Origin of the sequence: Lactobacillus porci, from assembly GCF_009695985.1 — a bacterium.
Classification (GTDB): domain Bacteria; phylum Bacillota; class Bacilli; order Lactobacillales; family Lactobacillaceae; genus Lactobacillus; species Lactobacillus absianus.
Genome location: NZ_VUMX01000017.1, coordinates 14081 through 40375 on the forward strand (window position 1 = coordinate 14081; position 26295 = coordinate 40375).

General features: G+C 52.4%; 23 protein-coding genes and 1 riboswitch. Of the genes, 17 read left to right on the forward strand and 6 right to left on the reverse strand.

Features of this window, described 5'->3' with window-relative positions; all coding sequences use genetic code 11:
• Nucleotides 1-2: 2 nt before the first annotated feature.
• Nucleotides 3-118, forward strand: a riboswitch (FMN riboswitch).
• Nucleotides 119-212: 94 nt separating this feature from the next.
• The 9 genes from FYJ62_RS06830 to FYJ62_RS06870 all read left to right on the forward strand — a co-directional run bounded on the left by FYJ62_RS06830 (nucleotide 213) and on the right by FYJ62_RS06870 (nucleotide 11243).
• Entirely contained in the window at nucleotides 213-920 is a 708-nt protein-coding gene (locus FYJ62_RS06830; protein ID WP_154548964.1) for an ECF transporter S component, read from the forward strand.
• A 158-nt stretch (nucleotides 921-1078) separates the two neighbouring features.
• A complete protein-coding gene (locus FYJ62_RS06835) occupies nucleotides 1079-1474 on the forward strand; it encodes a LysM peptidoglycan-binding domain-containing protein (protein WP_154548965.1) in 396 nt (131 codons plus the stop codon).
• Nucleotides 1475-1526: 52 nt separating this feature from the next.
• Nucleotides 1527-2195, forward strand: coding sequence for a (d)CMP kinase (gene cmk, locus FYJ62_RS06840; protein ID WP_154548966.1), 669 nt, complete (start codon nucleotides 1527-1529; stop codon nucleotides 2193-2195).
• A gap of 103 nt (nucleotides 2196-2298) precedes the next feature.
• Entirely contained in the window at nucleotides 2299-3504 is a 1206-nt protein-coding gene (gene rpsA / locus FYJ62_RS06845; RefSeq protein ID WP_154548967.1) for a 30S ribosomal protein S1, read from the forward strand.
• Nucleotides 3505-3609: 105 nt separating this feature from the next.
• Nucleotides 3610-4917, forward strand: coding sequence for a ribosome biogenesis GTPase Der (gene der, locus FYJ62_RS06850; protein ID WP_154548968.1), 1308 nt, complete (start codon nucleotides 3610-3612; stop codon nucleotides 4915-4917).
• 192 nt (nucleotides 4918-5109) lie between these two features.
• A complete protein-coding gene (locus FYJ62_RS06855; protein WP_154548969.1) occupies nucleotides 5110-5385 on the forward strand; it encodes an HU family DNA-binding protein in 276 nt (91 codons plus the stop codon).
• 370 nt (nucleotides 5386-5755) lie between these two features.
• Nucleotides 5756-7489 carry a GGDEF and EAL domain-containing protein gene (locus tag FYJ62_RS06860; RefSeq protein WP_154548970.1) on the forward strand — a complete coding sequence of 578 codons (1734 nt, stop codon included), beginning with the start codon at nucleotides 5756-5758 and terminating at the stop codon, nucleotides 7487-7489.
• A 691-nt stretch (nucleotides 7490-8180) separates the two neighbouring features.
• On the forward strand, nucleotides 8181-9884 hold the full coding sequence (locus FYJ62_RS06865; protein ID WP_154548971.1) for a bifunctional diguanylate cyclase/phosphodiesterase: 1704 nt from the start codon (nucleotides 8181-8183) through the stop codon (nucleotides 9882-9884).
• Between the two features lie 93 nt (nucleotides 9885-9977).
• Nucleotides 9978-11243, forward strand: a complete 1266-nt coding sequence (locus FYJ62_RS06870; protein WP_154548972.1) for a tetratricopeptide repeat protein — start codon at nucleotides 9978-9980, stop codon at nucleotides 11241-11243.
• Nucleotides 11244-11379: 136 nt separating this feature from the next.
• On the opposite strand, the gene FYJ62_RS06875 is transcribed toward FYJ62_RS06870, so the two are convergent.
• Nucleotides 11380-11790 (reverse strand): HAAS signaling domain-containing protein, encoded by a 411-nt coding sequence (locus FYJ62_RS06875; protein ID WP_154548973.1) that lies wholly within the window; start codon nucleotides 11788-11790, stop codon nucleotides 11380-11382.
• A 120-nt stretch (nucleotides 11791-11910) separates the two neighbouring features.
• On the opposite strand from FYJ62_RS06875, the gene FYJ62_RS10645 reads away from it, so the two are divergent.
• Both FYJ62_RS10645 and FYJ62_RS06880 read left to right on the forward strand, forming a co-directional pair.
• Nucleotides 11911-12090, forward strand: a complete 180-nt coding sequence (locus FYJ62_RS10645; RefSeq protein ID WP_195837411.1) for a hypothetical protein — start codon at nucleotides 11911-11913, stop codon at nucleotides 12088-12090.
• Nucleotides 12071-12637: a cadmium resistance transporter gene (locus tag FYJ62_RS06880; RefSeq protein WP_195837412.1), complete on the forward strand. Its 567-nt coding sequence runs from the start codon at nucleotides 12071-12073 to the stop codon at nucleotides 12635-12637. The genes FYJ62_RS10645 and FYJ62_RS06880 overlap by 20 nt, the downstream gene beginning before the upstream one ends.
• Nucleotides 12638-12673: 36 nt before the next feature.
• Here FYJ62_RS06880 and FYJ62_RS06885 read toward each other — a convergent pair whose 3' ends face one another.
• Nucleotides 12674-12994 (reverse strand): helix-turn-helix domain-containing protein, encoded by a 321-nt coding sequence (locus FYJ62_RS06885; protein ID WP_154548975.1) that lies wholly within the window; start codon nucleotides 12992-12994, stop codon nucleotides 12674-12676.
• A 190-nt stretch (nucleotides 12995-13184) separates the two neighbouring features.
• On the opposite strand from FYJ62_RS06885, the gene FYJ62_RS06890 reads away from it, so the two are divergent.
• A complete protein-coding gene (locus tag FYJ62_RS06890) occupies nucleotides 13185-16040 on the forward strand; it encodes a YfhO family protein (protein WP_154548976.1) in 2856 nt (951 codons plus the stop codon).
• 71 nt (nucleotides 16041-16111) lie between these two features.
• On the opposite strand, the gene FYJ62_RS06895 is transcribed toward FYJ62_RS06890, so the two are convergent.
• Nucleotides 16112-17044, reverse strand: coding sequence for a LysR family transcriptional regulator (locus FYJ62_RS06895; RefSeq protein ID WP_154548977.1), 933 nt, complete (start codon nucleotides 17042-17044; stop codon nucleotides 16112-16114).
• Between the two features lie 366 nt (nucleotides 17045-17410).
• Here FYJ62_RS06895 and FYJ62_RS06900 point away from each other — a divergent pair, with 366 nt between their 5' ends.
• Nucleotides 17411-18310 carry a LysR family transcriptional regulator gene (locus FYJ62_RS06900; RefSeq protein ID WP_326832010.1) on the forward strand — a complete coding sequence of 300 codons (900 nt, stop codon included), beginning with the start codon at nucleotides 17411-17413 and terminating at the stop codon, nucleotides 18308-18310.
• 237 nt (nucleotides 18311-18547) lie between these two features.
• Here FYJ62_RS06900 and FYJ62_RS06905 read toward each other — a convergent pair whose 3' ends face one another.
• On the reverse strand, nucleotides 18548-19237 hold the full coding sequence (locus tag FYJ62_RS06905; RefSeq protein ID WP_154548979.1) for a hypothetical protein: 690 nt from the start codon (nucleotides 19235-19237) through the stop codon (nucleotides 18548-18550).
• A gap of 205 nt (nucleotides 19238-19442) precedes the next feature.
• On the opposite strand from FYJ62_RS06905, the gene FYJ62_RS06910 reads away from it, so the two are divergent.
• From FYJ62_RS06910 to FYJ62_RS06925, 4 genes are all read left to right on the forward strand, one after another.
• Nucleotides 19443-21899 carry a hypothetical protein gene (locus FYJ62_RS06910; protein WP_154548980.1) on the forward strand — a complete coding sequence of 819 codons (2457 nt, stop codon included), beginning with the start codon at nucleotides 19443-19445 and terminating at the stop codon, nucleotides 21897-21899.
• Between the two features lie 19 nt (nucleotides 21900-21918).
• Nucleotides 21919-22323: a hypothetical protein gene (locus FYJ62_RS06915; RefSeq protein ID WP_154548981.1), complete on the forward strand. Its 405-nt coding sequence runs from the start codon at nucleotides 21919-21921 to the stop codon at nucleotides 22321-22323.
• Nucleotides 22324-22338: 15 nt separating this feature from the next.
• Nucleotides 22339-23019 (forward strand): hypothetical protein, encoded by a 681-nt coding sequence (locus FYJ62_RS06920; protein WP_229771859.1) that lies wholly within the window; start codon nucleotides 22339-22341, stop codon nucleotides 23017-23019.
• Between the two features lie 164 nt (nucleotides 23020-23183).
• Complete coding sequence (locus FYJ62_RS06925) at nucleotides 23184-24314, forward strand: Rib/alpha-like domain-containing protein (RefSeq protein ID WP_154548982.1); 1131 nt, start codon at nucleotides 23184-23186, stop codon at nucleotides 24312-24314.
• Nucleotides 24315-24433: 119 nt separating this feature from the next.
• On the opposite strand, the gene FYJ62_RS06930 is transcribed toward FYJ62_RS06925, so the two are convergent.
• Together FYJ62_RS06930 and FYJ62_RS06935 are read right to left on the reverse strand one after the other, a co-directional pair.
• Nucleotides 24434-25336 carry a LysR family transcriptional regulator gene (locus FYJ62_RS06930; protein ID WP_154548983.1) on the reverse strand — a complete coding sequence of 301 codons (903 nt, stop codon included), beginning with the start codon at nucleotides 25334-25336 and terminating at the stop codon, nucleotides 24434-24436.
• 9 nt (nucleotides 25337-25345) lie between these two features.
• On the reverse strand, nucleotides 25346-26263 hold the full coding sequence (locus tag FYJ62_RS06935) for a LysR family transcriptional regulator (RefSeq protein ID WP_154548984.1): 918 nt from the start codon (nucleotides 26261-26263) through the stop codon (nucleotides 25346-25348).
• Nucleotides 26264-26295 lie beyond the last annotated feature (32 nt).

Consider the following 26295-nt stretch of genomic DNA (forward strand, 5'->3'; position numbering starts at 1 on the left):
TCAGTTGTCTTCGGGGCAGGGTGGAAATCCCGACCGGCGGTGTGAGTCCGCGACCCACGTAAGTGGTTGAATGCAATTAAGCTACCGATAGTTAAAGTCTAGATGGAAGAAGACAGACGTGAGCCAAGCAATTTATAAACATGCTTATTAATTCAGGTCTGTTGCTCTTCGAGGCAACGGACCTTTTTATATCTCTAGGAGGATTTGTAAGCATGGAAATTGCCAACAATCGCAGATCAGCAAAATCAGTTTCGAATTGGATTGCCTACGCCATGATCGGTGCAATCGCCTTTATCGTCATGAAATTTGAATTCCCGATCATGCCGGGCGTCGCTTTCTTGAAGATGGACTTCTCAGACGTCATCGTGGTCATCAGCGCCTTTGTCTTTGGGCCAGCTGGCGGGGCGGCCGTGGCCTTTATCAAGGGCTTTGTCTCCTTGCTCTTCAGCGGCTTTGCCCTGCCGTCTCTGGTGGGCCAGCTGGCGGCCTTCCTGGCCTCAATGGCCTTCGCTTTGCCGTTTTACTACATTGCCGGCTCAGTCAAGGATGAAGACCGCAAGTCCGCTAAGGGCTACCTGCTCCCAGTATTGGGCCTGGCAGTCGGCACCTTGTGCTTGACGGCGGTAATGTCTTTGAGCAACTGGTTCCTTTTGACGCCAGTCTACGCCTACACTTCAGTGCCGCAGGCGGCAAGCATGCACATGAACTACGCCCAGCTGCTGCAGTTCACTGAAAAGACCTACTTGGGCCAGATGCTGCACATTCCGTCAATGAGCAGCTACATCTTCGGGATCATCGCGCCTTTCAACCTGATCAAGGGCGCGATCAACTCAGTGGTCGTCTATGTGCTGTTTGCCTCAGTCCTGAAGACGATCAAGCCGTTCGTGCGCAAGCACTTCAACGTTTCAAGCAAGTACTGATGCCGCTTCCTTTCTTAAACTTACTTATTGCTTATCTTTAATCTCTTTAAAGCAGCAGTGCTTTTTGCCAAAGCTCTTCCTCCGGGAAGAGCTTTATTTTGTGCCAGAAATCGGGCAAATATGTTAGAATTGAGAAGTTAAAGGAGGAAGAGTTGGACATGGAGCATAAACCGCAAAAGCAGCGCCTGTCCCGCGTGGAGCTTCGCCGCCAAGCCGACGAGGAGCGCCGGGACCGCAACGCTCCTTGGCAGTCCTTGATCTTGGTTTTGGTCTTGGTCGCCTTGGCCATCGTTCCAGTTGCCGCGCCGGGGACGACCCAGCAGGAAATGCGGCTGGAGGGCCAGCAAAGCGCGGTCAGGAAAGCTGCCAAGAAGAAGGTCAAGAAGCAGGCGGTCCAGAAGTCTTCCTCTGGCAAGACTTACGTGGTTCAGTCCGGCGACAGCTGGGCTTCGATTGCCGCCAAGCACGACATGACGGCGGATGAACTGGCCCAGTTGAACGATTCGACCACGACTGCCGTTCTGTCCGTTGGGCAGAAGCTCAAAGTCAAATAAAAGAATTCATAGGAAAGGAATGGAGCGAGCAATCGCTCCTTTTGATTGAAATATGCAAGTAGCGATTGATGGACCTGCATCAGCAGGGAAAAGTACCGTAGCCAAGATTGTAGCCAACAAGCTGTCATTTGTTTACATTGACACTGGGGCCATGTACCGGGCCTGCACCTTGATTGCCCGTGACCATGACTTGGAATACGGCAACGAAAAGGGCATTTTGGCCGCGATTGACGAAGACGGGATCAAGCTGGAGCCTGGAGAAAAGGGGCAGAAGGTGATCGTAGCGGGCAAGGACGTCTCCCTGGAAATCCGGACCCCGGAAATTACCGCCCACGTTTCAGAAGTATCCGCCCTGCCAGGGGTCCGGGCCAAGATGGTCGACCTGCAAAGACAATTGGCCGGCTCAACCAACGTGATCATGGATGGCCGCGACATCGGCACCACGGTCTTGCCCAAGGCTGACGTGAAGATCTTCCTGGTTGCCAGCGCCCGCTCCCGGGCTGAGCGGCGGATGCTGGACTGGCAGGAGAAGGGCATTGAAGCCAAGCAGAGCCTGGAAGAAATTGAAGCGGACATCAGCAAGCGGGACTACCTTGACTCCCACCGCGAGATCTCACCGCTGAAGAAGGCAGACGACGCCATCGAGATCGATTCGACCCATATGACCATCGACCAAGTAGTCGACGCGATCCTGACTGAGATTAAGAAAAAGCAAAAATAGAGCTAATCCGGGAAAAAGTCAAAAAAGTCTGCTAAAATAGTAGCAAATTCAGCTATTTTTCGGTAGAATAGAGAACGAATAAACAGGGAGGCATTTTATATTTATGTCAGAAAACAATCAATTTTTAGATGCTCTTGCACAAATGCAAGAAGTTAAAGTTGGCGATATCGTTGACGTTAACGTTTTGTCTGTAGAAGACAACCAAATCAACGTCGGCGTACAAAACGCCGGTGTTGAAGGCGTGATCACCCGCCGCGATTTCACCAACGACCGCAGCGTTAACCTGCGCGACGCCGTTAAGCCAGGGGACACCTTCAAGGCTTACGTTGTTCGCCGTGCCGGTGGCGACAAGGAAAATGGTGAATTCTTCTTCTCAGTAATCCGCGTTAAGGAACGTGAAGCTTACGACAAGCTTCAAAAGGACTTTGAAGAAGGCAAGACCATTGAAGGCAAGGTTACCTCAGCTGTTCGTGGCGGCTTGCTGGTTGACGTTGGCACCCGTGGCTTCTTGCCAGCCAGCTTGATCTCAAACCGTTTCGTTTCAGACCTCAAGCCATACATTGGCAAGACCATCAAGGTTAAGATTACTGAAATCGACCCAGCTAAGAACCGTCTGATCCTTTCACACAAGGAACTTATCGAAGAAGAACGTGAAGAAGCATTCGAAAACGTTGCTTCCCAACTCGTTGTTGGCGACATCGTAGAAGGCCGCGTATCACGTTTGACCAACTTCGGCTCCTTTGTTGACATCGGCGGCGTAGACGGCTTGGTACACATTTCAGAAATTTCTTACAAGCACGTTGACAAGCCAAGCGACGTATTGAAGGTTGGCCAAGATGTTAAGGTTAAGGTTATTGGCATTGACAATGACCGTCACCGTATCTCCCTGTCAATCAAGCAAACTGAACCATCACCATTCGAACAAGCTACTGCTAACTTGAACGAAGGTGACATCATCGAAGGTGAAGTTAAGTCATTGACTAACTTTGGTGCATTTGTTGAAGTCGCTGACGGCATCCAAGGTTTGGTACACGTTTCAGAAATCTCCAACAAGCACGTTGACAAGCCAAGCGACGTCTTGACTGTTGGTGAAAAGGTTAAGGTTAAGGTTCTTAACATCGACCCAAGTGAAAGAAGAATCTCCCTGTCAATTAAGCAAGCTGATCCAGAGAATGCTTCTTCATCAAACGACAGACCTCGTTCACGTCGTTCATCAAACAACGACTCAGTTGCTCGCAAGTACATGAGCAACGACGACAACGGCTTCTCACTTGGTGACATGATCGGTGACCAACTTAAGAAGCGTTAATGCTTTAAAACAAAATAAAGAAGGCCGACCCGCGTCGGTCTTTTTTATTTCCTAGAGTATAATTATATAGAGACAGATTTTTTAGAAAGTAAAAGAGGTGAGTAGATGCCATTACCTGTAGTGGCCATTATTGGCCAGCCAAACGTTGGCAAGTCAACCCTGTTCAACCGCATCATCAACGAACGGGTGGCGATCGTCGAAGACAAGCCGGGCGTGACCCGCGACCGGAACTATGCCCGGGCCAGCTGGATGGGCCACCAATTTAGCATTATCGATACCGGGGGGATTACCTGGGAGAATTCCACGATTGACGAAGAAATCCGCGCCCAAGCCGAGATTGCCATCGAGGAAGCCGACGTCATCGTCATGATCGCGGACGCGTCAAAGGGCGTTACTGACTTGGACGAGCGCATCGCCCGTCTGCTCTACCGGAGCAAGAAGCCGGTTCTGCTGGGGATCAACAAGGCTGACAACCCTGAGCAGCGAGCCGACATCTATGATTTCTATTCCTTGGGCCTGGGCGAGCCAATTCCCGTCTCTGGGGCCCATGGGACCGGTCTGGGCGACCTGCTGGACAAGGTGGTCGAGAACTTCCCGCCAGAGGCGGAAAACGCCGCTGACGACGTCATTTCCTTCTCAGTGATCGGCCGGCCAAACGTTGGCAAGTCCTCCATCGTCAACCGCCTGTTGGGTGAGGATCGGGTGATCGTGGCCAATGAAGAAGGCACCACCCGGGACGCGATCGACACGCCATTTGAAAAGGACGGGACCAAGTTCAGAGTCGTTGACACGGCCGGCATCCGCCGCCGGGGCAAGGTCTACGAAAAGACCGAGAAGTACTCGGTCATGCGTGCAATGAGCGCTCTGGAGCGCTCTGACGTCGCCGTTTTGGTTCTGGACGCAAGTACTGGGATCCGGGAACAGGACAAGCACGTGGCCGGCTACGCCCATGAGGCGGGCATTGGGGTCATCATTGCCGTCAACAAGTGGGATGTGCCTAAGAAGACTTCCTCTTCCGGCCAGGACTTTGAGGCCGTCATCCGCGATGAGTTTGCCTACCTGGACTATGCCCCGATCGTCTTTGTTTCTGCCAAGACCGGCAAGGGAATCGATGATTTGCCAAAACTGGTTGAAAAGGTCTACGAGAACCAAAGCCAGCGGATCCAGTCCAGCGTCTTGAACGACCTGCTTCTGGAAGCCAGCCGCCTGGTTCCGGCGCCAATGGTCAAGGGCAAGCGCCTGCGGGTCTACTACATGACCCAGGTCAAGTCCAATCCGCCGACTTTCGTGGTCTTCTGCAATGATCCCGAGCTCATGCACTTCTCCTACCAGCGCTTTTTGATCAACCAGCTGCGGGAGAACTTTGACTTTACGGGAACCCCAATCAAGATCTTGCCGCGCAAGCGCAAGTAGCTGGATCACACGCGTTGTTTTTCTTGCTCTTTTTGCAAGAATGACACATGAAAAGGCTTGTTCTCAAGGCATTCTTGTGATAATTTAGAGAACAGGGAATTAATTGAATGCAATCAGCGCTCAGTGTCCCTCATTCTATTTAGAATGATGTGATTAGGCCACCGTGCCTGATTTATAGGAGGTGAATTCCACATGGCAAATAAGGCAGAATTAGTATCAGAAGTAGCTGCTAAGACTAAGCTGACTAAGAAGGACGTTTCAGAAGCCGTTGACGCAATCTTTGAATCAATCCAAGAAGACTTGGCTAAGGGTGAAAAGGTACAATTGATCGGCTTCGGTACTTTCGAAGTTCGTGAACGTGCAGCTCGCAAGGGTCGCAACCCTCAAACCGGTGCTGAAATCGAAATTCCAGCAAGCAAGGTTCCTGCATTTAAGCCAGGTAAGGCTCTTAAGGACGCTGTTAAGTAATTGACGCGCTTTAAAACGAAAACGCTAGGAGATATTCCTGGCGTTTTTTGTTTGCCTTGATGCGATCTTTCTGATTGATGGCATTATTATTAAAGAACTATTAAGGATAGGCCGGCAAAGCAGAGCCCAAGCACGGGCGAAAGCCTTGTTATGAGTGCTTTTTAACTTGATATAATCTAATGAAAAGTCACAAATTCAGCACAAATTAGCATATCTTTTCTGCTATAATTTAGGTTGAATTAAAACTTAGGATCAAGCTTGCGGAATTGCCGCAAGTTGATGACTGTTCAAAACTAAGTTTGGGCATGCTTTCTCTTGCATATCTGCAAAATAGGTGAAAAGCAAAATTATGACAAGGAGTGCTTAACAAATGCCTGAATATCAATTTCAGCCAAGCGAGCGGCGACAGTATGAAACCCTGCCGATTCCGCTGGGAATCTACCAAGTGGTGAATGGCAAGACCAGAACGCTTTTGGTGTCCGATCAGCTCTGCCAGCTGATGGGCATGAGCCGGGAAGAACTGGTTAAATCCTTTAATGACAACATGTTTGCCTACGTCCATCCAGCGGACATTGGCAAGCTCAGCTACTATAGTGAGCAGCTGCACCTGCAGGGCAATAAATTCAGCTACAATATCTTTTACCTCCTGCGCAATGCCAGGACTGGCCGCTATCAGCACGTGCACACGATTGGCCGGGTCAAGACCATGGCTGACGGGAGCGTCGTGGCTTTCTTGTTCTATGAGAATCTTGACCATGATGATCAGGAAATGAGTGAAAGCCGCAAGGCCTATGCCAAGAAGAGTCAGGACGTGATCAATACCGATGAGTTAACCGGCCTGCCCAACAGCCACTTCATTGACAAGTTTGCCTTGGAGAAGGTGGCCGAGCTGCGGGAAAGCGGGGGCGAGCCAGTAGCCGTCTTGGTCAACATCTCCAACATGAAGGGCTACAATAACCAGTTTGGGCAAACTAACGGCAGTCACCTGCTGGCCGCCGTGGCCAATCGTCTGTCGATTGCTTTTCCAAGTCAGCTGGTAGCCCGCTGGAAGGGAGACCGCTTCATTGTCTTTACCCTGGCGGATGGTCTCGCGCAGACCTTGGCCAAGCTGCACCGCGATTTCCGCGACTTGGTTGATGGGGATGCGGCTGATATTTCTTTTGGCGTTTACGCCATTCAGGAAGGGGACACGATGCAGCAGATCATTGACCGGTCCAGCTTTGCCATGAGCCAGATCGGCGAAGACCGCCGTCTTTACGTGATGAAATACGACCAGGCAGCTGAAGCGCGCAATTTATCCGAGAATTACTTCCTGGACCACTTGCAGGAGGCGATGGACAAGCACTGGATTCAGGTCTTTTTCCAGCCGATTTACGACAATCATACTGGCAAGGTCAGTGACTATGAGGCCTTGGCCCGCTGGATTGATCCGCAAAGGGGCCTGGTCGGTCCGGGCCAGTTTATTCCAGTGATTGAGAAACGCCACCTGACTCACTACCTGGACCGGTACATGCTGATCGAAGTCCTGAAGAAATTGCGTGCCTGGAAAGCAAATGGGGTACCCTTGCATCCAGTTTCCATCAACTTGTCGCACGAAGACTTTGAATGGCCACAAATGGTCGCCGACATTCAAAGCCAAGTCCAGAAGTACGGCATCGATCCCAGCTTGATCAGCATTGAAATTACGGAACGAGATCTATGTGGTGACATGACCCTGCTGCAGGAAAAGATGAGTCAACTGCATGAAGCGGGCTTTGACTTTTGGATGGATGATTTCGGTTCTGGCTACTCCAGTTTGAACAGTCTTTATGAATACAGGTTTGACCTGCTCAAGCTGGACATGAAGTTCGTCCAGCACCTGGACCAAAATAACGGAATCAATCGCAAGCTGCTGGCCAGCCTGGTGCAGATGGCCATGAAGATGGGGCTGCGGACGCTCTGCGAAGGAGTCGAAACTGAAGAAGAATACAGCTTCGTCAAAGAAATCGGCGTTGACAAGACCCAAGGCTTCTTGTTGGCCAAGCCGCAGCCGCTGGACGAGTTTGCCCGGCCGGTTCCACTGGCAGAATTGCGGAAATTGGTTCAGGAAGAAATAGATAATTAATAAGACTTAATATTATGTTTCATAAATGCTTTTTGTGCCAGTATCCACGGAAAACAGTTAAACAGGTGTGCGGAAATTTGGTACGATTATCAAGCAAATAACCTAAAAAGGATCAGCATCAATGACGGTGCTGATCCTTTTATTAGATGAGGGTGAGACATTTCAATGCCGAGTTGAATCGCCTTTTTTGGCTCGATAATCTTTCTTACTGATGGATGTTAAGTAATACATCTGTCAGTAAGATTTTTGGTGCTCTGATCCAGTAAAAACGATTTTCACTCTCTGGATCGGAACAGTGTTCAATTTAATTTTACATTCGGCGGTAAAAAAGCGGGCTTGACTGCGGTCAATCCTGCTTGCAAGAATAAGTTGGTTGTTCTCAGAAGCTGTAGGCTGCGCGTGAGCACTAGCTTATAAAAAACTCGGCCTTGGTCGGGGCAGCATCTCATAATACGGATTTAACTGATAAGTCTATCCGAATGACTAATGTAAATAACGATATTCCTATATCATATTTAGTAAGATTGTTGTTAAAGCAGCGAACTATATTTGTTAAGCAATGAATTTGATAATCTAAAAAAATAAAAACATCCGGACTTTTTTGCTATAATAGCATTAACGCGTGCGGACTGCGTTAGCTTCAGCCTAGGATATTTGTCAGCGGATTAGTCTAGAAATCAGGTAATTGCGAATGGGAAGATATCAATTTTCGCCCCAGCAGCGCAAGGACTACGAGTCCCTGCCGATTCCCTTGGGCGTTTATCAAATTGTTGACGGGAAAGTCGTGACTCTGCTGGTTTCTGATGCCATGTGTCAGATGCACGGAATGCCGCGCCATGAACTGATCAAGTCGCTGGACGAGTCGATGTTCGGCTTCGTTCATCCCGACGACATTGGCCGGCTGGCTTACTTTGGCCAGCAGGAAGCCAAGCTGGGCAACAGGTTCAAGTACGATTTGATCTACCGGGTCAAAGAGCCTCATACCAAGGACTACTACCTGATGCATGCCTTTGGCAAGCGGGTAGTTGAGCCTGACGGGTCCAAGCTGCTGTTTATTTTCTACTATAAGATTGACCGGAGTCCTTTGGACTTCAAGAAGTCCGACATGGACTACGTGGAGCACTTTAAGGACGAATATAACCGCGATGCCCTGACTGGGCTGCCCAACCGCCACTTCATTATGAATTTTGGCTTGGAAAAGGTGGGCAAGCTCCGCTTTTCTGGCAAGCAGCCTGCCGCCGTTTTGGTCAACCTCTCCAACATGAAGGGCTACAACGATCAATTCGGCAAGCCGGCTGGCGATCAGCTGCTGGTCGGAGTAGGGAAATTGCTGACCAGGACTTTCCCTGACCAAATCGTGTCCCGCTACCAAGGCGACCGCTTCCTGGTGATTGCGGATCAGGATCAGTTGGAAGCCAAGCTGCTCCGGGTTCATGACCAGTTCAAGTGCCTGGTTGGCGGCAATGCGGCTGATATTGCCTTTGGAATTTACAAGATTCAGATCGGGGACTCGATGAACGATATCGCCGATCACGTTCATTATGCCTTAAGCCAGATCGGCACGGACCGCCGGCATTTCTTGTGGCATTATGATAACGCGGCCGAAAAGCGGGACCTGTCCGGCAACTACTACCTGGACAACCTGCAGAAGGCGATCGACCAGCACTGGCTCAAGGTCTTCTTCCAGCCGATTTTCGACAATAAGAGTCAGCAGATCAGTGACTATGAGGCCTTGGCCCGCTGGCAGGACCCAGAACGGGGCCTAATTGGGCCAGGTCAGTTCATTCCCGTCATTGAGAAGCGCCACTTGACCTTTATGCTGGATTCCTACATGCTGGAAGAGGTGGTCAAGAAGCTGCGGGTCTGGAAGCAAAACGGCGTTGCCTTGCACCCGGTCTCAGTCAATTTGTCACATGAAGATTTCGACCGGCCTGCGATCGTGGACGAATTGACGCAGATCGTTGACAAGTATGGAGTTGACCATTCCTTGATCGTGATTGAGATCACGGAGCGGGACCTGGCTGGCAACCAGGCTGGGTTGCAGGAGAAGATGAATCAGCTGCATGCCCTGGGCTTCAAATTCTGGATGGACGACTTTGGCTCAGGCTATTCCAGCTTGAACAGCCTGTATGAATACCGCTTTGACCTGATCAAGATCGACATGAAATTCGTTCAGCATCTGGACGACAACAACGGAGTCAACCGCAAGCTAATGAAGAGCCTGGTCAAGGTGGCCAGGGAAATGGGCCTGCAGACTCTGACTGAAGGGGTCGAAACGACTGACCAGTATGACTTCGTCAGAGAAATTGGCTGCGACAAGACCCAGGGCTTCCTCTTGGTCAAGCCGACGCAGCTGGATGACTATGGACAGGCTGTCAGCAAGAAAGAATTATAGGCAGAAATTAAGCATTGACCAAACAATGCTTAATTTTTTGATTTTTCAGTGAATAAGGTAGAATAGAAGGCAGACAGAAAGTGAGGACGATTGATGACATATTCTGAACAGCTGCTGGATGCCATTCAGGCGCACAAATTTAGTGAGACGCGGACCCTGCTCAAGCAGGCCTTGGACAATGATGATCCCGAGATCTTGGCTTCACTGGCTGAGAATCTCTCCGATCTGGGCTTTACCGACCTGGCCAAGGAAGTCTACCGCAAATTGATTGCTCAGTTTCCAGATGAGGACCTGTTCAAGGTCTACCTGGCCGAAATCCTGCTCAATGACGGCCAAGAAGACGACGGACTGAGCCTGCTTTACGGGGTTGAGCCAGAATCGGACGCATATCTGGAAAGCCTCCTGGTGCAGGCGGACTACTACCAAAGCGAAGGGCTGCTGGAAACGGCCCGGGCCAAGATGAACCAAGCCCGCGAGCTGGCTCCGGATGAAGACGCCATCGAATTTGGCCTGGCTGAACTGGACTATCTGATGGAGCTGAGCGAGCAAGCCCTGCCTTTGTACCAGGATCTGGCTGAGCGGCAGAAGATGTTTGGCGAGGTCAACTTGAACCAGCGGATCTTTCAAACCTTGGCCAAGCTGGGCCGCTATGAAGAGGCGGCATCCTTTATCAATGGCCACAAGGAAGACCTGCTCGATATTGACTCCAAGTACCAGGCCGGGGTGATCATGGTTCAAGCCAAACAATTCAAGCAGGCGATCCAATATTTGGATGAAGTTATCAAGCAAAGTCCAGACTATGTCAACGCCTATCCCTTCCTGGCCCAGGCCTATGGAATGGAGAACAATTTCGAAGAAGAGCTGTACGCGGCTCAGACTGGCTTGGGCTACAACGAGCTGGATGAAGAACTCTATCAGCTGGGGGCCGACGCGGCGCTTAAGCTGGGCAAGCAGGCTGACGCGGAAGACCTGCTTGAGCGCGGCTTAAAGGTCAACCCGGATAATTCCAGCCTGCGCTTGATGCTGGCCAACCTGGACAACTACGAAGGCAAGTACCAAGAGGCTTTGGACCTGTTTGGCCAGCTGGATGACGCCGAGCTTGAGCCGCAGGCTCACTGGGCAATGGCTCAGGCTTGGCAGGGCTTGGACAAGTACGACCAGGCCCAAAGCGAGTACCTGCTGGCCTATCCTGGCCTGCAGGACAATGCCGCCTTCTTGCGGCAGATGGCTCTTTTCTTTGACGCTGCCGGGCAAAAGAACCTGGTCAAGCAGGTCTTGGCTAAGTACCTGCCTTTGGCGCCAAACGATGAAGAGATGCAGGAACTCTACACCGACCTGCTGGACGATGGCGGCGAGTAGGCTGAAACAGCAGATAAGCAAGACAAAACTAAAGGAACGTTCTGGTTGCTGGAGGCAGTCAGAACGTTCCTTTCTTCTGAGTTTGATTGTTGATTTTCATATTTACACTTTGCCGCTCTAAATTGTCAGGCCGTGTTTATTCATGGATTTCCTTGACCAGGGCCAGGATGATCATGCTTAAGCAGAAGGCAAAGGTGATCCAGCCACAGATGCTCAGGCCAGCCCAAATGCTGCCGTGAGTCAGGTCAGCGTAGAGGAACACTCCGGCCAGGGCGACGAACAAGGCGGCCATGATGGCCAGGCTCCAGATCAAGCGCATGTCTGAGGCTGACAGGTTTTCCTTTTGCAGCATGGCTTTTTCCAAAAGGGCGGCCACTTGGTCAGGCGCGCCCAAATGTTCCAGGGCTTCCTGGGGACTTTCACCCGCGGCGATCCGCTCTAAGAGGTTGGCTTTTAATTCTTTCAATAGCGCGGTCCGTTCACTCAAGGACAGGCTGCCCAGGTCCCGGTCGACCTGGTCGAGGTAGTTGCTTAGCATGTCGGTCATGGTTGCATCCTCCTTTGTCATTCATTTCTTCCACCTATACTATAGGGCGGACGGCTGTCAATAAACAAGCAAAGTTTTTGTAAAGAAAGGCTGCTATTTTCAATAAGAAGGTCCGCGGGGTTGCTTGCGGAAGAAAGCAAGGCCAGGCGGGCTGATGGCGGGCTTTTTGGCCTGGCGGAAGGCAAAAAGAAGTTTAAAAATAAAGCTGACTTTTTCAGAATTTTGTCTGAAAATAGCTGGAAAAGCAGAAAAGAAAAAGAAAGGAAAGGAACGCGGGAAAATGCTGCAGACAATCACTGAAGCCATCGTGGCCTACGCCGCAACCAACATCGACGACCTGTTGGTCAGCCTGCTCTTCTTCGCCCAGACTAAAAGTCGCAAAGAAGACTGGCAGATCGTTTTTGGCAAGTATCTGGGCATTGCCCTGCTGACCGCTATTTCCATCTTGGGGGCTTACGGGCTCTCTTTCTTGCCTGCCAAGGCCTTGGCCAGGCTGGGCTTGCTGCCGGCCTGGCTGGGAATTAAGGAATTGCGGGACAAGGTCGAGGACAAGGAGGCCGCACCTCTAGGCCAGCGGAACTGGACAGCTGCCGTGGCTTTGGTGACGCTGGCCAATGGCGGGGACAACGTAGGCGTCTACATTCCGCTTTTTGCCAGTCACTCGGTTCAAGAGCTCCTCCTGGTCAGCCTGGTCTTCTTATTGCTGACCGGCCTTTGGGCCTGGCTGGGGCAGAAAATCGCCCGCTGGCCGCGCCTGCAGGCCATGATTCTGGGCCGGCAGAGAGTGGTCACGGCCTGGCTGTATTTTTCTCTGAGCGCCTACATTGTCTTGAAAAAATACAACTAAAAAACTGATCCCAAGCCCTTGGGATCAGTTTTTTGCTTAACGCTGCTTGCTCTTGAATTCTGGCGTTAGCAGGCGGCGGATGTACTTCATTTCAATTGCCGTCACCGGCCGGCCATTGAAGGTGAAGTGGACCTTGTCGTCGTTCAGGTCCACGGTCCGGTGGGCATTGATGTCCCGGGTCAGGTCTTCCACGGCCACGTGGAGGACGCTGGCTACCTTCTGCAGGGAAGTGACCGAGGGGCGGTGGGTCCGCCAGCGGTAGATGCTGTTTTCGCCAATTCCCGCGTCTTTGGCAACTTCTTTGACTGTCCGGCCATGTCGCTTGGCAATTGCCTTAACTTGACTATAAATATCCATGTATTTACATTCCTCTATAGTTCTTTAACTCATTTTTATAATACCCATATTAGCATAAATCCCGCTTTTGACAAACGGCCGTTTGTGCCTGCCAGCTGACATTTCTTTTAGAAAAAGCTTAAGCTTCTGAACGATCGCCTCAAAAAGCGCTAAAATATAAAGATACGAATTCACAAGTTTGGAGGCAGTTATGGAGTTTACTTTTGCAAGAAAAAAGGACCAGAGGACCTATCTGCATTATACCGTCTTGTTTCTGGTTCTGGCCGCCTGCATGTTTGCCCCTTACCTGATCAGCGGCCATACCCTGATCTGGAACACGGACGCGTTCAACCAGCACCTGCCGCTCATGATCAAGTACCGGGAGTACCTGCTGCAGTTTCTGCGCCATCCCTTCCAAGGGCCGACTGAATGGTCCTGGACCATGGGGGTGGGGAGCGACCTGTTTTCGGTCTTTTCCTACTACACAATCGGGGACGTCTTTGCCTACCTGACCCTGCTTTTTCCAACGAGCCATTTGATCTTTGCCTACCAGCTGATCATCGTCTTGCGCATGTACTGCGTGGGCCTGGCCTTTGTCTACTTTGCCAGACACTTTGACTTTTCTGACTGGATCATCCTCAGCGGAGCCGCGGTCTACATGGTCAACGCCTACCTGCTTTACGCGGCGGTGGCCCAGCCGATGTTCACGACGACCTTCATCTTGTTCCCACTTATCGTCGTCAATATTGAACGAGTCCTGCAGGGCGGGAGTGCCTGGCCGCTGACCGGAGTCTTCTTCTGGATGCTGGTCAGCAACTATTACCTGGCCTTCGTGCTGGGACTTGGGGCCATGCTGTACCTGGCCCTGCGCTGGGGGTTGGACTACTGGGGGAAAATTCCCTTCTGGCCAACCATCCGCAAATTTGCCTTCGCGGCTGGCGGGAGCGTGTTGACGGCTGCCGTTTTGCTGATCCCTGAGATTATCGGGGTCATCAATTCAACCCGGACTGGTTCAGAATTTGCCAACGGGATGGTCGTCTATCCGTTCTACTACTACCTGCTTTTGCCCAAGCAGCTGATCAACGGGGACAATTGGAAGCTGATGTTCTGGTCTGCCCTTGGTCTGGCCAGCGTCATCCTTTTGGCCATCACCTACCTGTACGCCAACTGGAAAAAGCATAAGACGCTGGCGGCCGCGCTCTTTTTGGGCTTGGTCATGCTCTTGATCCCAGCCGTTGGGGCGGCCTTCAACGGAGGGATGTCCGCTTCCAACCGCTGGACCCTGCTTCTGTACCTGCCGCTGGCGATGACGGTCATGATCTTCTTGAGGGACTTGACTCTTGAGGGCTTCAGCCCTAAAATGATCCGCCTTCTGGCCACGAGCACGGGGATCTACCTAGTCTACCTGGCCGTCGTCTTTTTCATCCAAAACGACGACAAGCTCTTTTTGCCAGTGATCTTCCTGCTCTTGGCCCTGGGCCTGACTTACCTGATTTCCGAAAACAAGGTCAAGCAGGGGCAGAAGGCCTTTGCCATCCTGATCATTCTCAACGTCTGCCTGAACGCGGCCTACGCGGCCTTGCCTTATAACGGGAGATTCGCGTCGGCCATGCTGAACCGGGGCGAGTATGAGCAGATTGCTGAAAAGCGCTACGGGGGCTTGGAAGAAAAAGCAGCAGCTGGCAATTACCGGATCAACACGGTATCGAACAACAAGATTGTCAGCCGGAAGAAGGTCTGGAACGACCTGACCTCCAATCTGGCCAATATTTCGTCCTACTACTCGATTCAAAACGCCTACCTGGGCCAGTTCAGCACTGACATGCAGAACATCCAGTATGACAACAACATTCCCTTGCACCAAGTTGACGACCGGACGATCTTGAACAATTTCCTGGGCGTGCGCTACATTTTTGTCCAGACCAACGGCCTCAATGCCAAAAAGATCCCGGCCACCTACAAGGAGGTGGCGGCCAGCAAGGCCAAGCAGGACTACGATGCCGACCCGGACCAAGTGCAGGTGCAGACCAAGATGTATGAGAGCAAGTCGGCCTTTCCGCTGGTCTGGCTGGAAAGCAAGACGATCAGCCCGGCGGTCTACCAGCAATTGCCGGCTTCAGGCAAAGAGCGCGCCCTAGCCAGCGGCGTGGTCGTCAGCCGGCAGGATGCCGGCCAGCTGGCCAAGGCCAAGCTGGGCGGGGTCAAGACCATCCCGGCGGCCCTGGTCTCGAACCGCGGCAACGTCGTCAACCCCAGCCGCCTAAAGTACACGGACAGCAAGGAAAGCTACAGTTTACGCCTGTTTTTGACTAAAAAGCAGAAGGCTCAACTAGGGAAGAGCGAGCTGCACCTTGAATTCAGGTCCATCAAGTACCAGCCCTTTACTTTTGCCCAGCAGCTCAAGTATGAATTGAAGCGGGCAGAACAGAATGCCGATCTGAAGTCGGCTTCCTTCAACCGGGTTCAGAACCGCTATAAGTACCTGCGCTACCACCTTTTGGCGGGCTCGCCGGACATTTCCTACTCTTTGACCGTTACCGGGTCCAAAGCAGCCGAGACCATCTCCCAGCCAAGCGTGGAAGCCACCAGCTTCTTCCGCCTGGTCAAAGGGGGAACGATGAATCTGGGCGTCTACTCATCATTGCCGTCAAGCCTGATCCTCAAGCCATCCAAGCTGGGGGTCTACCAGCTTGATTACCGGATCGTCGCCGTGCCAATCAACAGGACCTACAAGCGGCAGATCAAGCAGATCCGGCAAAACGGCCTCAAGCACTTGAAGCTGGGGCAAGACCAGCTGACGGGGACGATCACGGCCAAAAAGGCGGGCATCCTGACTTCGTCAATTCCTTATTCAAGCGGCTGGAGCGCGGTCGTTGACGGCAAGCCAGCCAAGGTCATTCTGACCAACAATGCCTTTTTGGGCCTGAAGCTGGCCAAGGGCAAGCACAAGGTAGCCTTTTACTACCACACGCCAGGTCTGCTGGCGGGCTTCCTGGTGTCGCTGCTGGGGCTTTTATGGCTCGGCAGCCTGGCAATTCTAGAGAAAAAGCGGAAGAAGCAACTCTAACGATCATTGAACAAGCACAAAAAAGCGTGCGGTCACTGGGACCGCGCGCTTTTTTCTTGGAAAGACAGGCGTTATTGAATCTTTCCTTGTTTCTTGAGCATGTCTTGAATCTTATCTGCCATTTCCCGTGCGACTTCCCTGGTCTTGGCACTGGATTCAGTGTGCAGGGTCAGTCCGTTGTCTGATTGAATCAGACTGCTTGGCAGCTCAGCAAAGTTGTATTCATCCCTGTCGCTGATGCTTGGCAACAGGTACTCCATGGTCATGGTCCAGCCCAAGCCGCCGGCAGCCAGCTGAACGGCCGCCTCATAGTCGTTGACCTTGATCAGCTTGTTGTTGGGCAGGTTCTGGTCTTCCAGCAGGTGGTCGATGGTTCTCTGGAAGCCTGAGTCGTCGCTCAGAGAAACCATCTTTTCCTCGCTCAGGTCAACCAGCATCTGGTAGTCAAAAGGAACTTCCTTTTTGCCCATTTGGTAAAGCTTGCTGGTCTTGGGAATGATCAAATAGACCTTTGGCTGATAGAAAAAGTAGTTCTTCAGGTTTTCCCCCCGCAAGAGCGGGCCCCAATAAATGTCAACCATACGGTTGTCAACCAGGCGCTTGGCGGAATTAATGCTGAAGGTCTTGATCAATTCAAAGCGGGTATTGGAGAACTTTTCCTGAAGCTGGGGAATAATGTGGTTGTCGCGGCCAGGAATCCAGACCGGGGAGAAGCCGATCTTAATGTAAGACTGCTCTTCTTCAGTAAAGCGACGCAGGTCTTGCTCGATCTTCATCTGGTCGCTGTGCAGGCGCTCAAGGCCATCACACAAGGTGCGTCCTGCTTCCGTCAACTCGATTGGCAAAGTCCGTCGTTCAATCAGGGTTACCTTATATTTCTTTTCAGCTTTGCTTAGGACCTGACTGACATAGGGTTGACTAAGAAACAATTTTTTCGCGATATCACTGACGGTTTGACAGTCTTCGGCAGTCGTCAGAATTTGATAAAGTACATCTTGTTTCATCTTACACGCTCTCTATAAAACTATCGATTAGCAAAACAAATTTTACAATAAAATTATTATAGCGCTTTTTGGACATTTATCAAAAGAATTATACATAAAAAATACACCTATTGATCAGTCGCTTCGAAAATAGGGCTTTCATTGTTTTCTTAAAATACGACATGTACTAGATTGTCCCATTTTTGGGGGGTGGATTATTTTTCTTATTTTATATTATATAATTCACGGCTTATAATTACCGACAATTTTATTATTCAAAGGACTGATGAATTTCGTGATCAATTTAATTGCTAAAAGGTTGCGAAAAAGAGGCAATTAGATAAAAATAGTAATAGAAACATTTTGATGATAGAGAGCGTGAGAATTGTGAATTTCCAACATCTTGAATACTTCAACGAACTGGCCAAAACGCAATATATGGCCCAGGCTGCCCAGAACCTGGGGATCTCACAGCCAACTTTGAGCTATGCTGTCAAGAAGCTGGAAGAAGAATTGGGCGTCCCGCTCTTTGAGAAGAGCGGCCGCAACATTCGTCTGACGGTTTACGGCAAGTCTTTTGCCGAGTATACGCAGGTTGGCGTCAAGAAGATCCTGGAAGGGGAAAGACGGGTTATGGAAATGGCGGAAGGGAGCACTGGCAAGGTGGCCATTGGGGTGGCTCATATCGTTTCGCCACGCTTCATGCCGGACGTGATCCGGGAATTCCGCCAGGTCAACCCAAGCAGCAAGGTCGACTTTGAGCTGCAAAGGGGGCTGACCAGCGAGCTGCTGACTAAGGTGCAGGGTGGCGACCTGGACCTGGCCTTGGTAACCAAGACCAGCAAGCGGCGGATCAGCGACTTGGAGCTGCTGCCGTTAATGGAGCGGCATTTAGAACTGGTCGTGCCTGCCGGCCATGAATTAGCCAATGCGGGTCCAGTTTCTTTGAGGGTCTTGAGCAAGTACCCATTTATCAGCTTCAGCCGCGGCAATGCCCTGTCCAACTTCCTGCAGCGCATTTTTGATGAGCATCACGTGCAAGTCCACCAAACCAGCGTGAGCGACGATATCGAAACCATGATGGGTCTGGTAGCCATCGGCGAAGGGGTGGCTCTGTTGCCTAAGTCCAAGTATCATGAAGCCCCGGGCGTGGTCAACGTGCCGGTCGAAGAGGACACCAGCTATACCCTCTGCCTGGTTTCAAAGGAAGGGCAACAGCCGAAGGCCGTGGAAAGCATGGCTGATTTTTTGCAAAAGTTTTGCCGGGATCATGACCTCCTCTCCTGAGGACAGCCAGGTAAGCATGTAAGCAATGAAAAGGGGTCTGGGAAAAAAACTCTAACGAATCAAAAAGGCTTCTAGAAGTGAAAAAACTTCTGGGAGCCTTTTTGATGTATCTCAAATCACAGCAGGGAGTTGCTGAAGCTCAAACGTCCCCCAACTACCACGTTTTTCTCATATTCGATTGTTAAAATCCAAAACGCTCATCTAAATTAGCTGAGCGTCCTAAGGTAATCCCGACTCCTAGTCTTGGTCCAGCTTGTCCAAGGCAGCTTGCGTCTTTTCGGCGGCTTGCCGGTTCTTGTCAATATATTTGCGGCAGGTCTGCTTGTTGACGGTGACGGCGCTGTTGTAGTACTTGACGGTCTGGGTCAAGGCCGCGGAGTAGTCCTGGTATGGAACCGTGATTTTCTTGTTCTTGCGCTGCTGGTAAAGCTTGCCCAAGAGCTTGTCGGCTGCTTTCAGCTCTTTTTGGCAGGACTTGATGGACTTGCTCTTGTCCGTCATAGCCTCGCCCACGACCTTGGCAGGGTTGTAGACCAGCTTTTTGCTTCGCTTCTTCTTTTTCTGCTGGGCCTTGACGGCGGCTTGGTAGTCAGTCAGCGACTGTTGCCACTTGCCGGCCACGTGCTGCTGAATCCCATCCGTCTGCTCCTTGACCGTCGTCAGCTGCTTTAGCAGCTTGGCGCCCGTTTGGTCATATGCCTTGGCCTGGCGGATGACGGCGGCCTTGCGGTCTTGCGCCAGGCGCAGCTGCTTGGCCCGGCCGCCAAAGCCGATCAGCATCATGAAGAGCGCCGCGACCATCATGACGTCGCAGAAGAAGCGGATCCGCGGCAGGTCCGTGAACAGGCCGTAGATCCAGCAAATGCCAAAAATGGCCAAGACGCCCAGGCCAGTCCAGCCTAAGATTAGAAATTGTTGTATAGTCATGTCACTCCGCTCCTCGCTTTTATTCGTTAATGCTTTCCTTTATCATACCTTATTTTGCAGACCATTGGCAGGGAATCATGTGGCGACTGGTAGAGGGCGCGGGTTCGGTGCTATAATTTGAATGACAAGGTTTACATCCGCGCGGCGGCAAGCATTGGCGGCGCGTGAATAAATTAAGCAAGAGAATCGATTTTAGGATAAAAAGATGGCAGCAATTATTGACAACCAACGAAAACTCATCATCCAGCATGGCTTCTTGGAAGACCTGCAGCAGACGACGGAGAAATTTTCCCGCCTTGCCGCGATCATGCCCGACCTGGACTGGCAATTGGTCGAGCAGGTCTTTTTGCCCAAATTCCAGCAGGTTGACCTGCTGGTGCCGCTTTCCAGCCGGCATCTGCCCGACCTGACCCTGGCCCAGAATCTGGCGCGGGATCTAGCGGCCTTGGATGAGTCCCATGAAGCAAGCAGAAAGCGGCTCTTGGATGGCAGCCTGACCGTTCGCTGGATTCCGGCGGCTGACTTCAGCCTGCTGATGCTGTCCAATGAAGACCATGGCCAATGGCGTCTCTACAGCGGGAGCCGCGACTTGATGCTGGTCAGCTATGGGGAGAAAGAAGAAAGCGACGAGGACTGGGCGGTCTTCCAGCAGGTCTGGCTGACCCAGCAGAAGGCGGCCAAGCCTTATTTAACCCGCGACCTGCTGCAGGAATACGCCAAAGCCGATGACGCTGACCGGGCCAAGGTCCTGCTCAAGGCCTCCGGCTTGGCCGACCTGATTTTGAAAGAACCGGTCAGCTCATTTAAAGAAGCCGCCAGACAAGCCCAGCTGCGCCATGGGGCGGAAAACCGCCGCTTTCGCTCGGCCGTCAAGCTGCTGAAGATCAAGGAGGCGATTGACCCCAAGCAGCTGGAAAGCGCGGAGCAATTGCTGGCTGATGAGGAATTGGGGCCTAAGCTGGCCAAGCTGGCCGTTAAAGGCGATGTGCTTGACGGGGAAGCCATTTCCCTGCCGGATGAGCCGGCCCATTACCCAAAGCCCATGTACCTGCAGGAGCAAGCAACGGGGACGATCATTGAAAAGCCGGACGTGGACTCCTACCAGAAGACGCCAGTAGTCGTGCCCAAGCCAAGCCGCCAGGACGTCTCCGCGATTTTCGACATCGTGCGTTTTTACCGCGACCGCAAGCAGGACAACGAATCCCAGGCTGCTTTTTCATTCCTGATGTACGTCCTGGAAAGCGGCAGCATCTGGAAGATCAGACAGGCCATTGACCAGCGAAACGGGATCGTGGAAGACGTGCCGATCGTCGTCGGCCTGATTGGGCAAGGGGAGACGGGAAAGTCAACCCTGCTCAAGATTGCTTCAAACCTGACGATTGGCAACACCAAGTCGATCGTACAGGCCAGTTCAGAAGACAAGCTCTTTGGGATGACGGCAGCCGTCAGAAAGAAGCTGCTGGCCGGCAAGAGCCTGACCAAGCAGGACCGGGCCAGCGCCTACAGCTCCAACTCCAAGGTCATCAACAAGAACATTTGGAGCTTTACTGACCGCTACATGGATGTGGATTCGTCAATCACCCCAATCTGCATTGATGACCCAGAGGTTTCCCTGTTCTCCTCAGCTGCTGCCCAGACCTTCTTGAAGAAGCGGTCCAACCGCCATGGCGACAAGCTGGGCGTTGAGCCGGTCGCGATTTTTTCAATGAACTCCAAGGGCAAAGACATCGAGCTCCTGGCCGAAGTTGGCCGGCGCGGCTACGTCATCAGCCAGGGCAACCAGTTCCGCAAGAAGACCGATGCCGACATCCACTTCTTTGAATACCTGGATGGGAACACCGACAATCACGGCCACTGGCTGAACAATGCCCTCTTCCTCTACCTGACCAGACAGATCGATCGCTGGGTGGAGAACATGACCGACAGCGACTACCTGAAGCTCAAGCGCGACTTCTTATACCCGGTCAAGCATGCCTTCTGGCAATTGGTCAAGGAGTATGACCTGGTCAACACTGAGACAAAGTACTACTTCAACATGAAGAACTACAACCTGGCCGATGACTTAGGCAGAAGAAACTGGAGCATCCTGCTGCACGATGAGGCTACCCTGCGGGAGATCACCTTTGCCAGGGATGCCGCGGACTGCACGGTGCCGGCCCGCGTCTTCCCGAATAAGAACGACATCCAGCGCTACTTTGGCTACTTGCCGTCAGCAGCTGAGATCTGCAAGACTTTCGACAGCCAGGGGCTGACCATCAATTTTGCCAACATGGACATGTGGCAGGGCAACCACCTGTTGACCGAGCGCTATGAGAAGGCGACCGGGATCGCGGCTGAGCGCTTTGAAATGGAAAAGGCCAAGGCCGCGGCCGAGGTGCAGGGCCAGACCATGGGGGCCAACATCGCGCCATATCTGAAGAAGAACGCGGAAATGATGGACAAGATGATGCAGGTCACCCAGGAAAACGCTCAGCTGGTCGCTGAAAAGCAGAAGCGGCAGGAAGAGCAGGAGCGAGAGGCTGACGAGAAGCGCAAGCAAGCCGAGCAGATCCAGCAGCTGCAGGACCAGCTGGCTGAAGCCAAGGCGGCCCAAGCTGCCAAGGAAAAGGAAGACCAGGAAAAGAGCAAGGAGAAGCGGGGCTTCTTCCACTTTTTCAAATAGTTGATTACAAGGAGATAATATGACAGATACCCAGTGCATGATTGCCGTACAGGAAAAGGACAATACCGTCAGCGCGGTCTTGCTTGAACATGGCGGGGAGCTGGCCCAGGCCGGCAAGACCCTGCTGGACAGCTACCAGGACTATGAGCAGGTGCTGGACCTGGTCAACTTGGGCGATTTGAAGACTTTGGGCCAGACTCCGGCCAGCAGCCATTCCTACTGGCGCGACAGCCATGAAGACGACAAGATCATTGAGACTTATGCGGACACGGAAGTCTTCGACCGGGCCACGGAGGACCAGGGCGACTATGTTGAATACTGCTACCTTTACTGCAAGTACGAGGGCAATTTCCAGTGGCTGGTCCGGGACTTCAAGACCGGCGACAAGCGCTTCAAGTCCCTGGCCAATGCCCTGAAGCATTAATTTCGGAGGCAAGGCATGACTAAGGCAGTTGAAGAGATGACGGAAGAAGAATTGACCCGTTTGCTGGATGAGAAGCGGGCTGAGCGCTGGCGGATTATTTTTGCCAGCCTGATCACGGACACTGCTGAGCAGAGCGCCAAAGAAGCCGGACTGGACTACCAGCCCAACATGAAGATCAAGGTCAAGCTGAAGGCCTTTCAGGCTGACTTGATCCGCCAGTATGATGAGGACATCGCGGTGCTTGAAGGGGAGTTCACCGACCGCGGGGAAGAAATTCCCAGACGGGCCTTGGACTGGCGCAAGTCCTACCGCTTTCCGGTCAAGAGCACGCCAATGGCGGACTGCCTTGCCTTGGCGGAACTGAGCGACAAGCTGACGGTCAGCCAGGCCGCGGCCGCCCACTTGGTGGTCTTCTTAGGGGTCAAAGTCAAGTTCTATGGTCAAGCCTTTCAAGGCCTGTACGATCCATGCGACTTCGCGGCGCTAAAGAAGGTCCAGGCCGGCGACTTGACCAGCTTGGGCATCCGCAAGCGGGCATGGCTCAAGCTGGTCCCCGTTTCACAGAAGCAGCTTGACCACTGGCTGGCCCAGTACCATCCTGAGGGCAGGCAGGATGAGCTTTTGCCATGGGACGAAGCCCTTACCGCCAAGCAGAACCTGACTGGCATGAATAAGAATAAGGCTGGCAAGCATTAATGAGCTTGCCAGCCTTTTTTACATAGAAAAGGGGGCTGTTAAGAAAATTAAGTGATTTTTTATATAAGTCCCAAATTTTGTCCAAACAGGCTGGCTTTTCTTAAGGCGGATCCCGTAAACTGAGCTTGCGGACCAAGAAAGCAGCATAGAAATGGAGGAAGCAAATGAAGAGCAAGTGGCAAGGCCTCATCCTGGCCATCTTCTTGCTGACCAGCCTGGCAGCCTGCAGCTCAAGCAGCGGAGCAGGCGAAAAGAATCGGCCGGCAGAAGAAGCCAGGCCAGCGGCCAGCAAAGCAGCCAGGCGAAAAAATGCCGCGGAAAGCGCAGGAAAAACAGCAGAAACAAAATACGCAGACAAAACAGGAAAGCGAGCTAGAAGCAAAGAGATACAAGCAGACAAAGCTTCAACAATAGCTTCAGCAAAAGAGGCATCCGGCAAAGCCAGATGCCTGCCGCGTGTCAAGAGCCAGATCATGCTGGCGGCGGATTACGATGCCGACGCTTACCAGGTTCAAGGGCGCTTGTTAGCGGCGCTGGTGCAGAACCTGGCCCAGGTCAAGCAGCAGGCGGTCCGCTTGGAAGTGGCAGCTGATCCTGGCTGCCACCGCTATTTTCAGCCAGAGCTTCCGGGCCGGCAGACCGCTTATCTTTACGTGGAATATGCCGACGGCTTTGAGTACTTGAAGCGGGTGCTTGTCCAGGTCAAGGCCCGGCCAGAGGCCATGGCGGAGCGGTTTGCACCCGATTTTGCCAAGACTTTGCTTTATTCGCCGGCAGAATTGGAGCAAAATTGCACGCCGCCAGCGGCAGAAGCTGACCCAGAATTTGCCTATGGCGCCCTCCTGGCCGCCCATCAGCGCGCCAAGCTGCCTGAAGGGACGGAAATGACCCTGACTGGGATCAGCGCGGGCGATTTCGCGACCCCAGGCCTGCATGAGGGCGTGGCACTAGTCCGCTACCCTGATCGCAGCCTGGACCAGGTGCCGGTGCGAATCAAAATCCCGCTGTGGGGGCAGGCCCGGCAGACCAAGCTGCTCTACCAGAATGCCGCCCAGCCTTTTCCGGCCCGCTGCAACGAGCGGGCTGACTTTCAAGCGCTGCTGGGGCAGGCCGTCCTGGTCAATTATGAAGCGGTCAAGGGCAAGATCCATGATCTCATGGTCATGGACGCGGACGAAAAGACTTATGAAGACTTCCAAGAGGCCGGGAGCAGGCAGGTGTCGGTCAAGGCCATGTTCGCGGATGGCTCGGTTGAAGCCGAAGGGCACCGGCTGAAAATCACCGTGCAAAAATGATCCAAATCCGAATAGTTAGGGCTTGGATCATTATAAAAAATCCTCATGTAAACAAAAAAGACATGACCCAAGTCATGTCTTTTTAATTAGCAAATCTGTTTAAAATGTCTCAGCTTTGGTTAGCCAAATTCGTGAACTGGAGCCATCTTGCCGGCCTCAAGCCAGCCCTGGAAGTCGATAGCAACGGTCGACATCGTTCTGGCCTGAATCGCGCAGCCGTATTCAGCTGCCTTGCCTGCTCCTTCAAGCGGCAGGACAGTCAGCTCCGGGTCAAGCGGCAGGGCAGTGCTTGGCAGAATGCCGAGCGCCATGCCGGACTGGATGCTCAAAAAGGCTGAAGGCATTGAATTGGCGGAAACGATCTGCAGATCACGCACCTTCTGCCACAGGCTCTTTTGCAAGGCAAACAGGCTGGGACTGGCAATGCTGTCTTCCAAGAAGACCACTCGCTGGCCGGCCAAGTCGCTGATTTGCAACTTGTCAGAGCCCTTAAAGGCGCCCTTCTTGAAAGCGACCGCGTACGTGCCGGCAAGCAGGGGCTTAAAGTTGATGTTGGCCTGGTTGGCGATAGCGTCTTTGTGCAGGAAGATCAGGTCCAGCATGCCTTCATTGAGCTTGGTGACCAGTTCATGGTAATTGTGCTGCTCAATCAAGAACTGGACATCGGGATTTTCCGCGCTATAGCTGCTGATGGCCTGGGACAGGCCGGCAACTTCGTACATGGTTCCGCTGATGCCAACGCGGATCTTGCTCTTGGATTCAGCGCTCATCTGCTCCAGCCTGCGGATCGTGTCCAAGTAGCCGTGGTGGATGGGCTTGATGTCCTTGTAGAAGGCTTCGCCGACCGGAGTTAGGGAGACCTTCTTGCGGGTGCGGTAGAAGAGGTCAGCCCCGAGGAACTTTTCCATTGAGGAAATGGTCTGGGACACGGCTGACTGGGAAACGCCCATGTTGAGCGCCGTTCTTGAAAAGCTGAGGGTTTCTGCCAAATTGATGAAAATTGCCAGATGTTCTGTGTTCATAGTGGCCTCCTAATCCTGTTCAACTGGGTGCATTGCGGGCAGATCATGCTTGATCAGCCAGTCGATGAAATTGGTGGCGGCTTCTGACTTGTGCCCCTCAAGGCTGGCAATGCCCAACTCAGTCGTATATTCCTGGGCTAGCGGCAAGAGCCGCACGTCTTCGTCGCGCGGGTCAACGGCTAAAGGTGAAGCTACGCCGGCGCCAAGCCCGGCCCGGATCATTTCGGCAAAGTCCACGATGTTGTTGGCAAGCGTGTAGTCAACCTCAGGAAACTCACGGGTGAGCTTGGCCTGCAGGGCATTCTGAACTGGCAGGCACCAGCGCGGATCCAGGAAGATCAGGCGCTCATTGGCCAAGTCTTGAAAACATACTGGCTGCTGGCCCTTGAAGTCATAATCCTTGCTGACGGCCACGCAGTAGCGGCTTTTGGCCAGAAACTGGTAGTCAAATCTGACTTCGCTGCTTTCGCTGAAGGCCTCGGACTTGGTCAAAACGACGTCACAGTAGCCTTGCTTCAAGCGCTCGACCAAGGTGCGGTAGTCGTAGTTCTCAAGGAAGACCTTGACTTGCGGGTAGTCCTCGCGGAAGTCCTTGATCAATTCCGCCAAGGCGTAGACGTCATATGGAGTGCCGCTGAAGCCGATGGTCAACATGGTCTTGACTGACTGGGCAACTTCCCGGGCATGAATGACGGCCTTGCCAAACTGGGTCAAGACCGGGTGCATCCCCGAATAGAAGAGCCGCCCGGCTGGAGTCAAGGAGACCTTCTTGCGGTTGCGGTAGAAGAGCTTGGTGCCCAGATACTTCTCAAGCGAGGAGATCGACTGGGATACGGCGGATTGAGTGATGTTCATGTTTAAGGCGGTCCGGGAGAAATTGAGCGTTTCCGCCAAATCAAGGAAAATTTTAATTTTATCTGTATTCATTGTGCTTATTAGACTTCCTGATTAAAGATGAT

What these genes read in the sequence shown, in the direction of transcription:
- FYJ62_RS06830 (WP_154548964.1), top strand. Translation starts at nt 213, where the DNA reads ATGGAAATTGCCAACAATCGCAGATCAGCAAAATCAGTTTCGAATTGG.
- FYJ62_RS06835 (WP_154548965.1), top strand. Translation starts at nt 1,079, where the DNA reads ATGGAGCATAAACCGCAAAAGCAGCGCCTGTCCCGCGTGGAGCTTCGC.
- cmk (WP_154548966.1), top strand. Translation starts at nt 1,527, where the DNA reads ATGCAAGTAGCGATTGATGGACCTGCATCAGCAGGGAAAAGTACCGTA.
- rpsA (WP_154548967.1), top strand. Translation starts at nt 2,299, where the DNA reads ATGTCAGAAAACAATCAATTTTTAGATGCTCTTGCACAAATGCAAGAA.
- der (WP_154548968.1), top strand. Translation starts at nt 3,610, where the DNA reads ATGCCATTACCTGTAGTGGCCATTATTGGCCAGCCAAACGTTGGCAAG.
- FYJ62_RS06855 (WP_154548969.1), top strand. Translation starts at nt 5,110, where the DNA reads ATGGCAAATAAGGCAGAATTAGTATCAGAAGTAGCTGCTAAGACTAAG.
- FYJ62_RS06860 (WP_154548970.1), top strand. Translation starts at nt 5,756, where the DNA reads ATGCCTGAATATCAATTTCAGCCAAGCGAGCGGCGACAGTATGAAACC.
- FYJ62_RS06865 (WP_154548971.1), top strand. Translation starts at nt 8,181, where the DNA reads ATGGGAAGATATCAATTTTCGCCCCAGCAGCGCAAGGACTACGAGTCC.
- FYJ62_RS06870 (WP_154548972.1), top strand. Translation starts at nt 9,978, where the DNA reads ATGACATATTCTGAACAGCTGCTGGATGCCATTCAGGCGCACAAATTT.
- FYJ62_RS06875 (WP_154548973.1), bottom strand. Translation starts at nt 11,790, where the DNA reads ATGACCGACATGCTAAGCAACTACCTCGACCAGGTCGACCGGGACCTG.
- FYJ62_RS06880 (WP_195837412.1), top strand. Translation starts at nt 12,071, where the DNA reads ATGCTGCAGACAATCACTGAAGCCATCGTGGCCTACGCCGCAACCAAC.
- FYJ62_RS06885 (WP_154548975.1), bottom strand. Translation starts at nt 12,994, where the DNA reads ATGGATATTTATAGTCAAGTTAAGGCAATTGCCAAGCGACATGGCCGG.
- FYJ62_RS06890 (WP_154548976.1), top strand. Translation starts at nt 13,185, where the DNA reads ATGGAGTTTACTTTTGCAAGAAAAAAGGACCAGAGGACCTATCTGCAT.
- FYJ62_RS06895 (WP_154548977.1), bottom strand. Translation starts at nt 17,044, where the DNA reads ATGAAACAAGATGTACTTTATCAAATTCTGACGACTGCCGAAGACTGT.
- FYJ62_RS06905 (WP_154548979.1), bottom strand. Translation starts at nt 19,237, where the DNA reads ATGACTATACAACAATTTCTAATCTTAGGCTGGACTGGCCTGGGCGTC.
- FYJ62_RS06910 (WP_154548980.1), top strand. Translation starts at nt 19,443, where the DNA reads ATGGCAGCAATTATTGACAACCAACGAAAACTCATCATCCAGCATGGC.
- FYJ62_RS06915 (WP_154548981.1), top strand. Translation starts at nt 21,919, where the DNA reads ATGACAGATACCCAGTGCATGATTGCCGTACAGGAAAAGGACAATACC.
- FYJ62_RS06920 (WP_229771859.1), top strand. Translation starts at nt 22,339, where the DNA reads ATGACTAAGGCAGTTGAAGAGATGACGGAAGAAGAATTGACCCGTTTG.
- FYJ62_RS06925 (WP_154548982.1), top strand. Translation starts at nt 23,184, where the DNA reads ATGAAGAGCAAGTGGCAAGGCCTCATCCTGGCCATCTTCTTGCTGACC.
- FYJ62_RS06930 (WP_154548983.1), bottom strand. Translation starts at nt 25,336, where the DNA reads ATGAACACAGAACATCTGGCAATTTTCATCAATTTGGCAGAAACCCTC.
- FYJ62_RS06935 (WP_154548984.1), bottom strand. Translation starts at nt 26,263, where the DNA reads ATGAATACAGATAAAATTAAAATTTTCCTTGATTTGGCGGAAACGCTC.